General features: G+C 58.6%; 12 protein-coding genes. 1 reads left to right on the plus strand and 11 read right to left on the minus strand.

Going from position 1 to position 14,683, the window contains the following annotated elements; all coding sequences use genetic code 11:
• Window positions 1–43: 43 nt before the first annotated feature.
• The 3 genes from GS611_RS11730 to GS611_RS11740 all read right to left on the minus strand — a co-directional run bounded on the left by GS611_RS11730 (window position 44) and on the right by GS611_RS11740 (window position 7,133).
• Entirely contained in the window at window positions 44–3,244 is a 3,201-nt protein-coding gene (locus GS611_RS11730) for an adenylate/guanylate cyclase domain-containing protein (RefSeq protein WP_171635853.1), read from the minus strand.
• 521 nt (window positions 3,245–3,765) lie between these two features.
• Complete coding sequence (locus GS611_RS11735; protein WP_171635855.1) at window positions 3,766–4,698, minus strand: choline/ethanolamine kinase family protein; 933 nt, start codon at window positions 4,696–4,698, stop codon at window positions 3,766–3,768.
• A gap of 11 nt (window positions 4,699–4,709) precedes the next feature.
• Window positions 4,710–7,133: an FAD-dependent oxidoreductase gene (locus GS611_RS11740; RefSeq protein WP_171635856.1), complete on the minus strand. Its 2,424-nt coding sequence runs from the start codon at window positions 7,131–7,133 to the stop codon at window positions 4,710–4,712.
• Between the two features lie 150 nt (window positions 7,134–7,283).
• Here GS611_RS11740 and GS611_RS11745 point away from each other — a divergent pair, with 150 nt between their 5' ends.
• Window positions 7,284–8,066: a DeoR/GlpR family DNA-binding transcription regulator gene (locus tag GS611_RS11745; protein WP_171635857.1), complete on the plus strand. Its 783-nt coding sequence runs from the start codon at window positions 7,284–7,286 to the stop codon at window positions 8,064–8,066.
• A 69-nt stretch (window positions 8,067–8,135) separates the two neighbouring features.
• Here the strand turns inward: GS611_RS11745 and GS611_RS11750 are convergent, their stop codons facing one another.
• The 8 genes from GS611_RS11750 to napF are packed head-to-tail and all read right to left on the minus strand — an operon-like array spanning window position 8,136 to window position 14,630.
• Window positions 8,136–8,393 carry a hypothetical protein gene (locus tag GS611_RS11750; RefSeq protein WP_152460390.1) on the minus strand — a complete coding sequence of 86 codons (258 nt, stop codon included), beginning with the start codon at window positions 8,391–8,393 and terminating at the stop codon, window positions 8,136–8,138.
• 13 nt (window positions 8,394–8,406) lie between these two features.
• A complete protein-coding gene (locus GS611_RS11755; protein WP_171635858.1) occupies window positions 8,407–9,096 on the minus strand; it encodes a NapC/NirT family cytochrome c in 690 nt (229 codons plus the stop codon).
• Between the two features lie 29 nt (window positions 9,097–9,125).
• Window positions 9,126–9,563, minus strand: a complete 438-nt coding sequence (locus GS611_RS11760; RefSeq protein WP_152460388.1) for a nitrate reductase cytochrome c-type subunit — start codon at window positions 9,561–9,563, stop codon at window positions 9,126–9,128.
• A 12-nt stretch (window positions 9,564–9,575) separates the two neighbouring features.
• The gene (gene napH, locus GS611_RS11765; RefSeq protein WP_171635859.1) at window positions 9,576–10,493 is read right to left on the minus strand and encodes a quinol dehydrogenase ferredoxin subunit NapH; all 918 of its coding nucleotides are present in this window, start codon (window positions 10,491–10,493) and stop codon (window positions 9,576–9,578) included.
• Window positions 10,490–11,308 (minus strand): ferredoxin-type protein NapG, encoded by an 819-nt coding sequence (gene napG, locus GS611_RS11770; protein WP_171635860.1) that lies wholly within the window; start codon window positions 11,306–11,308, stop codon window positions 10,490–10,492. Before napG ends, napH begins: the two co-directional genes overlap by 4 nt.
• A 27-nt stretch (window positions 11,309–11,335) precedes the next feature.
• Window positions 11,336–13,828, minus strand: a complete 2,493-nt coding sequence (gene napA / locus GS611_RS11775) for a nitrate reductase catalytic subunit NapA (RefSeq protein WP_171635862.1) — start codon at window positions 13,826–13,828, stop codon at window positions 11,336–11,338.
• Window positions 13,825–14,118, minus strand: coding sequence for a chaperone NapD (locus tag GS611_RS11780; RefSeq protein ID WP_152460384.1), 294 nt, complete (start codon window positions 14,116–14,118; stop codon window positions 13,825–13,827). The genes napA and GS611_RS11780 overlap by 4 nt, the downstream gene beginning before the upstream one ends.
• Entirely contained in the window at window positions 14,115–14,630 is a 516-nt protein-coding gene (gene napF / locus GS611_RS11785) for a ferredoxin-type protein NapF (RefSeq protein ID WP_171635864.1), read from the minus strand. The genes GS611_RS11780 and napF overlap by 4 nt, the downstream gene beginning before the upstream one ends.
• Window positions 14,631–14,683 lie beyond the last annotated feature (53 nt).

Raw genomic sequence — 14,683 nt, forward strand, 5'->3', positions numbered from 1 at the left:
CTCTCGGTGCTGCTGCCCAATTTGGCGGGGCAGTCAATCTTGTTCATTTTTCTTCTTTCAATCTGCCCAGCAGATCGCGGGCCCGCTGCTCCTGAACAACTCCACGGCAATCCCGCGCAAGCGAAAGCGCTTTTTCCGCCTCGCTGATTGCAGCGTCCAAGTCCCCCTTTGCGGCAAAAGCCTTTGCTCGCACACGGTGATATTCAGGTTTGTTCAACGTCTCGCCGCGCTCCCAGCCGGGAATGCAAACGGTTTCCAGCCGGTCCAAAGCCTGATCAACATCTCCGTGATCAATCATCAACTCAGACAGAACAATCTGATTCTGAGGAAAAGTAAAGTTTCCACCAGATTTGGAAATCAGGTTCATGCATGTCTCGATGCGTTCCGGAACACCTGCGATATCGCCCTTTCCGGCCTGCGCGAGACCCATATAGATGTCCTGCATCGCGTGAAGGTAAAGAAACCCTTCCTCATCCGCGACTTTTCTGGCTTCTTTCATCGTTACGTCAAGCCGGTCCCATTCCCCCGCATAGGGCAGGAACATGCTGCAAGCGCCCATCACGTAGACAAGGTTGGGTGCGTGGTTCAGCGCTCTGCTGACTTCGATGGATTCCAGACGCGCGGCCTCGGCTTTTTCGAACTTTCCTTGTTGCCACAGCAGGCATCCCTGAATGGCTAGCAATGACGCGGCAGTGGAAGACTGGGTCATGGGCATCATGGCCATATCCAGCTCGGGTGTGATCAGAGCGAATGCGCGTTCCAGCTGTTGTTCGCATTCCGAAAATTCCCCGCGGAAGTAATGAGTAAAGCTCAGCGCCCGTGCCGCCAGCACATTGGCGACGGGGTCGTCGGACATGCCGGCCATCATATCCAGCGCTTGTCCCATTTCCATCGCTCGGTTCATCTGACCGGCAACAAAGAAATGGGTCCAACGGCAGAAGGTTGCGGCAAAAAGCGTCTCGCCGTCGCCCAAAGACTGGGCCAGTTCCATCGCCCGGGCGGCAGTCTCGCCGACCTGATCGGACGACCATCCGTAAATCGCCATATAGGCGGGCAGAATGTTCATCTGAACCCGAAGTTCGAAGCCATCGCGATCCGCGTTGACCTTCATAGTTCCGATGTTGCGCAGGGCGGCCCGGAAAGCGGAAATCGCGGGCAGGTTTGCCAGTCGGGACAACGCCAGTTCACCTGCCGTGACCCAATTCGTGACAGCCTCATCCTTCAATCCGCCAAGATCGCAATGATGCGCGACGGTATCAGGAGCCGGGCTGCCGAATGCTTTGTGACCGTCCAGCAATGCTTGGGCGATTTTCAGATGCACCTTCTGCCGGTCTTCCCGCAGTAACGAATTATAGGCCGTATCCTGAACCAGCGCGTGGTTGAACGTGTATGTGGCCGACCCTGAATCGCTGGTGATCAGCACGACGCCAGCCGCCATAAGCTGCATGAGGGCGCTTTCCACATCCATGTCTTCATGCGCCACCGCGTGGATCATCTGAGCGGTGAAACTGCGCCCGATGACCGATCCGAGCTGGGCGACTGGTTTAGCATGTTCCATACGGTCAAGACGCGACATCAGCGAGTCCTGAAGGGTGGCCGGGACGCTCAGCGCATCCAGAACCTCGGCGTTGATCGGGGCATCCTGGGGCAGCTGGTCCAGAACCGCCTTTGTCATTTCTTCGATATACAGCGGCACGCCATCCGCCTTTTCGATGATCTGCCTGATCAGGATGACAGGCAGGCTGTACGGCTCGGCCACGCGCCGGACCAGTTCGGATGCCTCGGTATTGCCAAGCGGAGACAGATCAATGCGCGCGGCTCTGCTTTCGAAATGTTCCGGAGGTTCGTATTCAGGTCGGTGCGACAGAACCACCAGTACTGGAAAGTTGCTCAAGGCGGATGCAAGCGCATCCAGTACATCCAACGTGGTCGCATCGGCCCAATGAACGTCTTCGACCACCAACAACAACGTGCCGCGCCTGTCACACAGGCTGCCCAGACTGCGCAGCATCACGTCAAGGGATTTGCGCGCCTTCTTCAACGGGTCGGATTCTGACGGGGCGCCGGTCTCGATACCTGCCAGATCCAGAAGAACGGGCAAGTCTGCGTCACTCAGCCGTGAGGCCGATTGCACGAAGTCCGAAATCGCCGCCCGGATACTGTCATTTGATTTGTCGCCGGAAACGCGCCTCAATTCTCCGACAATGGGGTGCAGCGGAAGACTGGTCAGGTGCGGGATGCACTGCAATGTAAAGGGTTTGACCCCGATTGTTTCAGACAGTGACTTGATCAGCCTCGACTTGCCGATTCCCGCAGCCCCCCCGACAAGCGCCAGCCGGCCCGAGCCTTCCTGCGCTTCGCTCCAAAGCCGGGTCAGGGTTGAAAGATCATCATGCCGGGCGACAAGATCGACCGCGGATTGACCCACCCGCGCGTCGAACCGGCTGGTGGACATGATTTCCGACACCACGCGATACACTTTGCGCTGATTGTCAAAGCCTTTCAGCTCGTGGCTGCCGCGTGGCTCGAATTCAAAGGCACCCTGGGTCAGCCTCCGGGTCTCTGATGAAATGATCACTTCACCCGGTTCGGCCAGCCCTTGCAAGCGGGATGCAAGATTCGCCGTTTCACCCACCAGAAAGTCCTGAGATCCCAAGCTTTTCGAAGAAACAACGCCCACGACAACCATTCCGGTCGCAATGCCTGCCCGCAGGTCAAGCTTTTCTCCAAACTCGTTTTCAAGGTTCTGAACGGCCTCGATAGTCTCCAAAACGGCTCGTACGGCCCGTTCGGCATCATCTTCCATGGCCTTCGGGTATCCGAAATACACCATTATGCCATCGCCCTGCCGATAGGCCAGATGGCAGCCGTGCTGTTTCAAGGTGCCGATCGCCGTATCCAGATACAGGTTCATGATCTGCATCAGGTCTTCCGGATCATATCGCTGAGCCAGCCGTGTCGACCCCACAAGATCGCAGAAAACCAAAGTCAGTTGCCGACGCTCGGCCTTGGACTGGACTTCGGGCCGCTTCGACGCTTCCTGCGATTTCAGCCTGGCCTGCGCCTTTCGAAAGCGCTTCCTTTCACCAACCGTCAACCCGAGATCACGCAGTTCCGGATCAGTCAATTCGTCCAGAATGTCGTCGTCCACGCCCTCTCTCTGAAACAGAGTGGCATAGTCATTCAGATCTGCCAGATGAAGGACTTTTGAAATGCGTGGTGATGCCTCAAGGACTCGCGTCATTGGCTTGCGACTCCTTCCATAACTGTCCCCCTGTTTTCCCCTTAGTACATAAACATAATGTATATGTATAATCCAAAAATAGAGAGGAATTCATGCTGAATCCATAGCAGGAACAGATGGCACTGTTAACTTGTTACATTGATTGACCGATTTACTTCATAATTACCACACCGTCACGCGCTTTTCCTTGAATATCATAAGGTTCAAGTCTCAAGTTGACTTCACTGGCAAGGTTTTAGGGGACCGGATATGCCGGTCTGGCCCTGACGCCACGTCACGGCTGAATGAGGTTCAAAAGTGCCGTGGCCGACATGAGATACCGGGCAGAATAGCAGACTCGACCCCGGCACCAGCAAGAAGCCGAAGCGCGCTACGAGCAGATACACTTACGCTCCGGCGCATCCCGTATTTTGCCCGCCCGTTCTTCATTGGGATACAGGTATTAGGGAAAGCGGCTCAAAGATCTGAGATAAGCTAGGAAACATCCGGTATCCAGGGCGGATCTGGCTGTGGATGAAACCCTATTTCTCTGCCACGGCTTTTACATGGGCCGCAAAGGACGGGGCCAGCATCAGGGACTTGCACCGCTCGAACCGGTTCGTGGCATAGGCCCAGAAATCTTCGGCGGGGTTTTCATCCGCATGCTGAATCAATCCCCATAGCGTCCACAGCAGGTCGCACATGGCTTTGTATATCACCATGCGCCCGATCTGAGCCTCGTTCGGCGGGCCGTCGAAATAGGCGGTTAGCATTTCCAGTTCCTGTTCGTGGTTCAGCCCGGCTTCGACTGACAGATCACCCAGATCCCAAAGGGCATCGTTCATGCCTGAATACTCGTAATCCACGATCCACATGCGCTGGCCGTCATCCAGAAAATTCTCGCACAGCGGGTCGCAATGGCTCGGGACCAATGTCCCAGGTTTGTCCCGCAGCACCTCGCGGATCGGGGCCGCCTCGGCCACGACGTCCGCGTACCCGTCCGGCAGGGTCGCGTTTTTGACCGCAACCACCTTCATGTAGTCGTTGATCATCGAAAACAGCTCGAACCGAAACTTGAACGGCTCGGGGGCATCGTGTAACTGCCTCAGCGCCTTTCCCGCGCGGGCGGCAGACCCGGGGCGCGTCGCAAACATCTCGGGTGTCATCGTCACGATGTCGGGCACGCAATCACTGATCATCACGCCGGATGATGCGTCTGCCCACAGAACTTCGGGGCCGACCCCGGCTTTTGCGGCCACCTGCGCGTTGTGGATTTCAACCGCGCGGTCGATATAGGCTTCGGTGCCCTCGCCGGGGATGCGCACGATCACCGTCCTTGGCCCGCCTTCGACGCGGTAGACCAGATTGGTCAACCCGCCCAGCCGGTTGGTGCGAAGGTCCGACTCGGCAAGGGTGTCAAACCCCGCCACATTGCGAAGGGCCTGCATGATCTCAAGTTTCGGCTCGGTTTGCATCGCTCTCTCCCTTAGGCTTTCAAACGGCTGTTTGCCGGGTCGTAAAGCGGTCCGTCCACATGCTGGATAGGGTGACGCTCTCCGAACACTTCCACTTCGAATTCTGACCCACCAGCCAATCCCGCAGGCAGATAACCGTAGAGGACGGTCTTGCCGACGGTAAACCCATAGCCACCACTGCACGCCAGCGAGACTGTTTTGCCGGAATGCAGTATGGTCTCTCCTCCGGTGATCGGCAGCCGCTCGTCGGTGATGAACGTGCAGAGCTGCCGCTCGGGGCCGGTCGCTATCTGCGCCTCCAGCACCGGTCGCCCGATGAAGCCCTGTTTGGATTTCAGATGGACCCGCGCGCCAAGGCCCGCTTCGATTGGCGAATAGTCGGGGGTGATGTCGGCGCTCCAGTAGAGATAGCCTTTTTCCAGCCGCAAGGACTCGATGGTGCGGTAGCCGATGTCGCGGATGCCATGGCTTTGGCCGGCTTGCCAAAGCAGGTCATAAACATGCAGGGCGAACTCGGTCGGGATATGCAGCTCCCATCCCAGCTCTCCGACGTAACCTATGCGGATCGCGCGGACCTTTGCCGTTCCCAGGGTGATCTCTCTGGCCGTTGCAAAGGGAAACGCATGGTTCGAGACGTCTTCTTCCGAGACAGCCTGCATCACATCCCGCGCCTTGGGGCCGCAGATATTGATGACGGCGCGTGCCGATGTCATTTCGATCAGCTGCGCGCGCCCATCGCGGGGCAGGTGACGTCGGATCCAATCCGCGTCATGCACGCCGAATCCGGACCCGGTGACGATGTAAAAATGGTCCCGCCCCAATCGGGTGACGGTGATATCGGCTTCAACCCCGCCGCGATTATTGCACAATTGGGTGTAGATCACCGTGCCATCCGGCTTGTCCATATTTGAAACGGCAAGGTTTTGAAGGGCCTCCAGTGCGCCGGGGCCGATCAGTTCGAACTTTGAGAAGCTGGTTTGATCGATCAGAACGACCCCGTCGCGCGCGGCCTTATGTTCCTGTTCGGCATAGGTTTTCCAACCCGGCGACAGAAAATCCAACTGATCCACCGGCTCTACACCGGCCGGAGCGAACCAGAGCGGCCGCTCCCAGCCATTCTTGGACCCGAACACCGCGCCATGTTGTTTCAGCCGCTCATGCAGGGGCGACAGGCGTAGGTCTCTGGCCGCTTCCGCCTCCTGCCCCGGATATCGCATCTTGTAGTGATGCGCGTAATGCTCGACCGCGCGAGGATACATGAAGGCGCGCGTGGCGTGATGAGGACTGAACCGGCGCACGTCCAGAGGCCACAGATCAAGGCTCGGGCGGCCTTCGACAATCCACTCCGCGATCATCTCTCCTGCGCCACCACCTGCCGCGATGCCGTACAGAAATCCGGTCGCCAGCATCAGGTTTCGCAGTTCAGGCGCCCATCCCATGACAAAATCGCCATCCGCGGAATAAGGGATGGGGCCGTTGATCACCTGCCGGATTCCAACCGTGTTGACGACCGGCGTAACCTGACCTGCCAGTTCGGCAAGGGGGGCAAACCGCTCCAGGTTGTCCGGCAAAAGCTGCCTGACAAACGCGCCCGGAATACCCCTGTCGCCGAATGGCAGCGTGTTGTCCTCATACCCGCCGATCACAAGCCTCCCGCCTGCATCCGGTTTGTAATACACCAGCCGCTCGGGATCCCGTAGGGTTGGCAGGCGTTTTACAAGATCGGCGTCGGGCAGGGGTTCAGTTACGATGTATTGATGCTCGACGGCACAGGCCGGAACAACGACACCGAGTTTCGCGGCCAGCTCGCGGCTCCACATTCCGGCGGCCAGAACGACAGTGTCCGCTTCATAGTCCCCTTCCGATGTCATCACTTTGGTGATGCGATCGTTATGGATCTCAAAATCGGTGACCTCTACGGATTGGCGGATCCGGGCACCGTGCATCCGGGCACCGGACGCAATTGCCTGACACAAGCCTGCGGGATCGACATGACCGTCCGACGGGATGAAGGCCGCGCCTTCCAACCCTTTCGCGTCGACATAGGGGAAAAGCGCCTTGGCCTCGGCGGCCGAGATTATTTCCATCTCCAGATCAAAGCTGCGGGCCATTGTCGCCAGGCGCTTTGCTTCCAGAAGCCGTTCCTTGGTTGCCGCCAGGCGCAGGCTTCCGACTTTCTTCCAGTCGAATTCCATCCCGGTTTCTTCGGCCAGACGATCATACAGCGCCACGGACCGTTTCAGCATCCGCGTCGTGTTGCGAGATGACCGCAACTGCCCGACAAGCCCCGCCGCATGCCAGGTGGCCCCCTCGGTCAGGGATGCCCTTTCCAGAAGAACAACATCCGTTTCACCGGACCGTGCGAGGTGATACGCGATAGAGCATCCGATGATGCCCCCGCCAATGATGAGATGTCTGACCGAATGCGTTGTCATGCGCCCACCCACTTCAAATGATATGTTGTCATCAAAAGTCGCAAAACAACAAAAAGCAACAAAAATGTTTAAAATGTGTTGAAGTTAGTCGCTTGAACAGCGTCAAACTTGCAAGTAACCTGATGAAATCAACAAATATCGCGGCGCTTCATGTCGAAATACGAGCAAGACATCCTCAGCACGGTAAACCTGCATGGGCGAATTTCGGTCATGGAGCTGGCGCGCATTCTCAACGTGTCGGACCAGACCGTAAGGCGAATCGTGAAGCCGATGGTCGCCAAAGGCAGCCTGTCCAAGGTGCATGGTGCATTGGTCAGCACTCAAAATGTGCTGGATCCTCCGTTTCTGGCCCGCATGGCGCAGAACCGTGCCGCCAAAGTCGCGATTGCCGACGCCGTTGCGGCGCGGATACCGGACGGTTCGGCCATTGCCATCGACACGGGGTCGACCTCGGGCTTCGTTGCTCAGGCACTTCGCGCGCGCAAAAACCTCACTGTGGTGACAAACTCGGCCTTCATCGCCGCCACGTTGTCGATGGAAGAGGGCAACAGGGTCTTCATGGCGGGAACGCAGTTGCGCAACCACGACGGCGCCGCTTTCGACCGGGTCGCCTATGACGTAATTGCAGGGTTCTCGGCCCGGACTGCCATATTGTCGGCGTCACTGGTGCATCCCAGCAAGGGCTTCATGGTCTATGATCAATGCGAAGCTGATATGGCCCGCGCGATGTCTGATATTGCGGACCAAACCTTTATGGCGGTTGATTCCACAAAATTCAACGAGGCCCAGACCAGCCCGGCTTTGCGCCTGCCCGGGTTGACAGAAAAAGACGTGCTCATCACCGATCGCACATTGCCCGCATCCTTCCAGTCCTTGCCCGGAGATGCGGAATTGGTGATAGCGGGCGTGAAATCACAAGAAGACAGTCATTGACTTGGTGACGACACTGCCCGGCCCGACGTAACTAGCCGGTTCCACCGAAACGGTGAAACCGGCTGTGTTTCAGGCTGTTGCGCCCTTGATGCGAATGGCAGTGCCGAGGCTGCCTGCACAGACGCCGACCACAATAGCGATGATCAGTTCCAGTGGCTCTACATGCGCAAACCGGAAGCCTGCGAAAACCAGCGTTTCGAATACGCCGACTGCGCCGCCCAATGCCGCACCCAGCCACAGCTTGCGGGTCATCATGCCTAGCGCCAGACCGAGTATGCCGGGCAAGCTCAGGACGTTGCCACCGATGGTTCCAAGTAACTCTAACATCTCTGCCCCCACATCAATTCGAGCTGTTGTTCAGGAAATCGCGGATGTCGTCACCCGCGGCAGCGTGCTCCTGCACAACTTCATCTTCCAATCCAGCAGTCACCTTTTCGTATGTTTCCAGATAGTTGGGTGGCAGGCTGTGGGCGATACCCTGGTGGCAATCAATACAGGTCATACCGTTGTCGATGGCGCGTTGGTGTTCCGAGGCAGCGCGGGTTTCCTGAATGGTGAAGTCCATGTAGTCAAAGTTGTGACAGTTGCGGCACTCGCGGCTGTCAGATGCTTTCATTTTCTTCCAGACGGCCGAGGCCATCGCCAGGCGGTGATCCTCGTATTTCTCGGGTGTGCTGATGGTGCCCACCAGTTCATGATAGACGTCCTTCACGGCCATGATCTTGGCTTTGATCTTGTGGTTCCACTCATCCGGAACGTGGCAGTCTGAGCAGATCGCACGCACGCCGGAGTGGTTGTTGTAGTGGATCGTCTCGCGATACTCACCCAGGTTCGTTTCCATCGTGTGACACGAGACGCAGAACTCTTCGGTGTTGGTCAGTTCCAGGGTCCAGTGAAATCCGCCCCAGAACAGGATACCGGCCAGAAATCCGGCAAGGATCAGAAAGCCCGAGCTGAACATTACCGCCGGCGTCCAGATCGCGTTCCAAAGGCGACCCAGAAAGCCGCGTTTTTCGGGGGAGTCTGCCATGTCGGTGCTCCTTTCAATCTTGTGTTGAATCAGTTGCCGGTCGAGGGCTGGAACACGTTTTCAACAAGCGGCGGCGCGTCCGCCTGCGGAACGTGACATTGGTTGCAGAAATAACGGGTCCCGGCGACGCGATCCAATTCGCGGCCTTCGCGATCCAGATAGTGTGTCATTGAAAGGGTCGGCGCGTTACGCTCACCTGCCTTGGACCAGTCATGGCAGGACAGGCACTGATTGGTGCGCACATCAATCTGATATTGCTCGATCGAATGCGGAATCAGCGGTGGCTGCTGGCGATAATTACGTTGCATCCGTCCTTCGACATTTTTGTGAATCTGATCCAAAGGGATCGGCTCGTCTACGTCCGCGCCCCGCAGCGTTTCGACTTGAGCGGACTGGGCAAAGGCCCATCCGCTCAGCAAAACTACGGGTAGAAGGGCAATTCCGCCTGTAACGATTGATCTTTTCATCTTGGCACTCCCCTAGATAGGTCTGGCAGCGCGCGGCTCAGGCGCGGCAACTGGATCGGAAGGTTGAACGACAAGGTCGTCGAACCGGTGAGTAAAGTTGAAGACGTCGACTGCGCAGACATCGATGCAGCGTCCGCAGTTTGTGCAGTCGGGTGACAGGATCAGGGGCGAGCTTCCCGGCTTGCCTTTCAGCGCGGGTGAGATCACCTGATTTTCAGGACAGACCGCATAGCAATCCATACAGTCATCACAGGCCGTGCGATTGGCGGCACTGACCCGCAGCAGGCTTTTCGACCCGATCAACCCGTAGAACGCGCCCACCGGGCACAGATGGCCGCACCAGCCATGGCGTGAGACGAAGACGTCAAACACGAAGATGGCCGCGATCATGGCCCAGACAAAGCCCATGCCGAATACCAGCCCGCGATGCAGCATGGTGATCGGGTTGACCAGCTCCCACGCGATCACACCACTCAGGCCCGAGACCAGCAGCACGGTTGCCAGAATCCACAGCCGGGTGCCGCGCTTGGGTTGCCAGCCTTTCGGCAGGTCCAGTTTGCGGTGCACCCAGTTGGCCGCGTCTGTCACCGGGTTTATGGGGCAAACCCAGGAACAATAAACACGGCCACCAATCAGGGCATAGACCACCAGAACGATCAGCCCGCCGATCAGCGCAGTCACTTCGGGCCAATGACCTGCAACCAAGCTTTGCAACAGGATGAACGGATCGGTCAAAGGCAGCACGCCCAGCGTCAGTGATCCTGCCAAATTGCCCTCGACAATCCAGATGCCAAACCACGGGCCCAGTAGAAACAGAACCAGAAAGAACAGCTGGCTTGCGCGGCGCATCAGCAAAAAGCGATGCGCCCCGATCCACCCTTTGCCTTCAACGGCCTCCTGACCGACGGGCATGTGCGTGCGAGTACTCATTGCCCCACCCCCGGCAGATCATATTGAGGCGCAAAACCGCCGGGCGCGGCAAGATTGTCGGTTCCCGGTCCGGGCAAACGGTCCGGCAGATCGATGATCCCCTCGACCACCGGTGCGCCCTTGGCGGCCTTTTCCTCCCAGCCTTTGCGGTAATGCTCGGCCGAACTGCCGCGCGCCAGTCGGGCCGGCAGCACCTTGATGGCGGCCTCGGGCAGAACACAGCTTTTCTCGCACATGCCGCAGCCGGTGCAGCGGTCGGCATGAACGGTGGGAATGAACAAAGCATGATGACCCGACCGGGTATTATGCGCCGTCTCCAACGTGATCGCCTCGTCAATGACGGGGCAGACGCGATAGCAGACGTCGCAGCGCAGACCGAGGAAATTCAGGCAGTTTTCCTGATCGACCAGAACGGCAACACCCATCTCGGCATCGTCGATATTCTCCAGCCCGGGGTCCAGCGCCCCTGTTGGACATGCGGCGACACACGGAATGTCGTCGCACATTTCGCAGGGAACATCCCGGGCGATGAAGAATGGTGTTCCCGTCGCCACCGCATCCGAGCCAAGCTCGGCCAGTTTCAGGGTATCGTACGGGCAGTCCCGCACGCATAAACCGCAACGGATGCAGGCCGACAGGAACTCCTTCTCGGGCAATGCGCCGGGCGGGCGCAATGCAGCGGCGGGCAGGGCGCGGGCGTCGCGGGCCAGATAGGCCAGCAACGATCCGGCGACCACGCAGCCGCCCGCCGCCCGCGCCGAGTCCTGCAGGAACCGGCGCCGCTGCGGCGAAAGGGGTTTATCGACAAGAGACATGGGAACGACCCGTATGATCCTTGCTGGTTACGCGCGCTCAACCTTGCAGGCGCACTTCTTGAAGTCGGTCTCTTTCGACAGCGGGCAGGTTGCGTCCAGCGTCAGCTTGTTGGTCAGCTGGTGCTCATCGAACCACGGCATAAAGACCAGACCGCGCGGCACCTTGTTCCGACCCCGTGTTTCAACACGGCTGGTGACCTCGCCGCGGCGGGTCGACAGAACAATCTCCTGACCCCGGCGCAGACCCCGATCCTTGGCGTCCTGCGGGTGCATGTAGACGACAGCGTTTGGATAGGCGCGGTGCAGTTCCGGTACCCGGCGTGTCATCGACCCTGAATGCCAGTGTTCCAGCACGCGACCGGTGCACAGCCAAAGATCGAATTCCGCATCCGGCTCTTCTGCGGCAGGTTCATAGGGCGCAAAGATGATTTTGGCCTTGCCATCCTTGTGGCCATAGAATTCCACGCCGGCACCCTCGGACACGTAGGGGTCATAGCCTTCGCGGAAACGATAAAGCGTTTCCTTGCCATCCACGACCGGCCAGCGCAGACCGCGGGCCTGGTGGTAGGTTTCGAATGGTGCCAGATCATGCGCATGGCCGCGCCCGAAGTTGGCGTACTCTTCGAACAGACCTTTCTGCACGTAAAAGCCGAAATGCTCGGATTCGTCATTGTCAAAGCCCTCGGCAGTTTCCGACAGCGGAAACTTGTCGACGCTGCCATTGGCAAACAGGACGTCATACATGGTCTTGCCACGATGCTCGGGCATGGCGGCCAGCAATTCTTCGCCCCAGACCTCTTCGACGGTGAAGCGTTTCGAGAACTCCATCACCTGCCACAGGTCCGATTTGGCCTCGCCCGGTGCCTTGACCTGCTGCCGCCAGAACTGGGTGCGGCGTTCGGCGTTGCCATAGGCGCCTTCCTTCTCGACCCACATGGCGGTGGGCAGGATCAGGTCGGCGGAAACCGCAGTGACCGTCGGGTAGGGGTCTGAAACAGTGATGAAGTTTTCCGGGTTGCGATAGCCGGGATAGCCTTCCTCATTAATGTTTGGCGCAGCCTGCATGTTGTTGGTGCACTGAACCCAATAGGCGTTCAGATCACCATCCTTCAGCTTGCGGTGTTGCAGCACGGCGTGGAAACCGGGCTTGTCAGGAATGGTGCCAGCGGGCACGTTCCATGCGGTTTCGCAGATCTCGCGGTGCTTGTCGTTCATCACCACCATGTCGGCGGGCAAGCGGTGGGCAAAGGTACCAACCTCGCGCGCCGTACCGCAGGCCGACGGTTGACCGGTCAGCGAGAAGGGCGAGTTGCCGGGTTCCGAAATCTTGCCCACCAGCAGGTGCACGTTATACATCAGCGAGTTCACCCACGACCCGCGGGTATGCTGGTTGAAGCCCATGGTCCACAGGCTCATCACCTTGCGGTTCGGATCGGCATATTGCTGGGCCAGACGCTCCAGCTTGTCAGCCGGAACGCCGGACAGTTCCGAGGTGTATTCCAGCGTGTATTTCGAAACGGCTTCGGCATATTCCTCGAAGCTGATCGGCTCCAACTTGCCCGAGTTCGGGTTTTCAGCCTCTTGTTGCAGGGGGTTGTTGTCCCGCAGACCGTAACCGATATCGGTGGCGGTTTTGGTGATGTTGACGTGGTTCTTGACGAACTCTTCGTTCACCGCGCCATTCTGGATGATGTAGTTCGCAACATAGTTCAGGATCGCCAGATCGGTTTGCGGTGCAAAGACCATGCCATTATCGGCCAGCTCGAACGAGCGGTGCTCGAAAGTCGAAAGCACATGCACTTCGCAACCCGGTTTCGTTAGGCGGGTGTCGGTCAGGCGCGACCACAGGATCGGGTGCATCTCAGCCATGTTCGATCCCCACAGCACGAAGGTATCGGCGTGCTCAAGGTCGTCATAGCACCCCATCGGCTCATCAATGCCGAAAGTGCGCATGAAACCAACCACGGCCGAGGCCATGCAGTGACGCGCATTGGGATCAATGTTGTTCGACCGGAACCCGGCCTTCATCATCTTCGCGGCGGCATAGCCTTCCCAGACCGTCCACTGCCCCGAACCAAACATCCCCACGCTGGTCGGGCCCTTCTTGGCAAGGGCCTCTTTCCATTTGGCGGCCATCACATCAAAGGCTTCATCCCAGCTGACCGGTTCAAACTCGCCATTCTTGTCATACTGACCGTTGGTCTTGCGCAAAAGCGGTGTGGTCAGGCGGTCTTTGCCGTACATGATCTTGGACAGGAAATAGCCCTTGATACAGTTCAGGCCCCTGTTCACCGGTGCGTCGGGGTCACCTTGCGTGGCGACCACGCGGCCGTCCTTGGTGCCCACCAGAACCGAACAGCCTGTGCCACAGAACCGGCAGGCAGCCTTGTCCCAGCGAATATCGGGCGCGCCGACCTGAGCGTTGGCCTGACCTGCGGCCATGGGAATGCCCGCAGCCGAGGCAGTGGCTGCCGCTGCGGACGCTTTCAGAAATGTACGACGGGATTCAGAGATGGTCATTGCATGGGCCTCCTGCTGGACGGTTGGCTTGGAGCATCAGGACGCGGAGCCGTCTCCGCGAGATCTTCGAAATGGTGATAAGTCAGTGACAGTGAGATCACTCCGGGGATCTGGTGCAGATCCATGATGGTGTCCGAGGCCAGCCTGTCGGCCGTATCCTCGACAACAACTACAAAACGGCCGTCCTCGGCTTCGGCATGAAGCTCGACGCCCTGAGTTTCGGCCATCGCCGCGCGTGCGGCATCGGTGTAATCGGGGGCGATGTGGACCAGACAGCCACAGATGTTCATTGGGTCACCTCCGGGTGGTGTGGGACGGGGCGGTGCATCACGATCGCCCCGGCGGGGCAGGCGGCGGAACAACTACCGCAACCGATGCAGGTTTCTGTTTCAAGCGCCGGTTCCGCGCGTCCGCCCAGTTGCAGGCGAAAGCGGATGGCATCCTGTTCACAATTGTCCTGACACAGGCGGCAGCTTACGCCGTTGGTCGACAGGCAGCTTGTGTCATCGATTCGTGCGCGCCATGGCCATTCGGCAACACGTTCGGTCAGCAACGCCGGGGTCGGACAAACGTCGGCGCAGTCACCACACAAGGTGCAACCGCCTGCGGACAGGTCCAGAACGGGGAAACCGGCATCGTCGAATGTGATGATGTCTTCAGGACAAGCCGCGGCGCAGTCTTCGCAACGTGTGCATAGATCGCTGAAGCCAGTTGCTACTGCCCCCGGCGGACGGATCGCATCTGGGTCCTCCCGCAGGACACGCGCGCTTAGAAAAGCGCGTCTGCTGGTCATCTGGCTCATAGCTGGCGACTCGAAATTGGATTGATAGGTTCGCGTCCTTACTTCCTAGCTGC

The sequence above is a fragment of the Ruegeria sp. HKCCD6119 genome (assembly GCF_013110585.1).
In the GTDB taxonomy this organism is placed as follows: Bacteria; Pseudomonadota; Alphaproteobacteria; order Rhodobacterales; family Rhodobacteraceae; genus Ruegeria.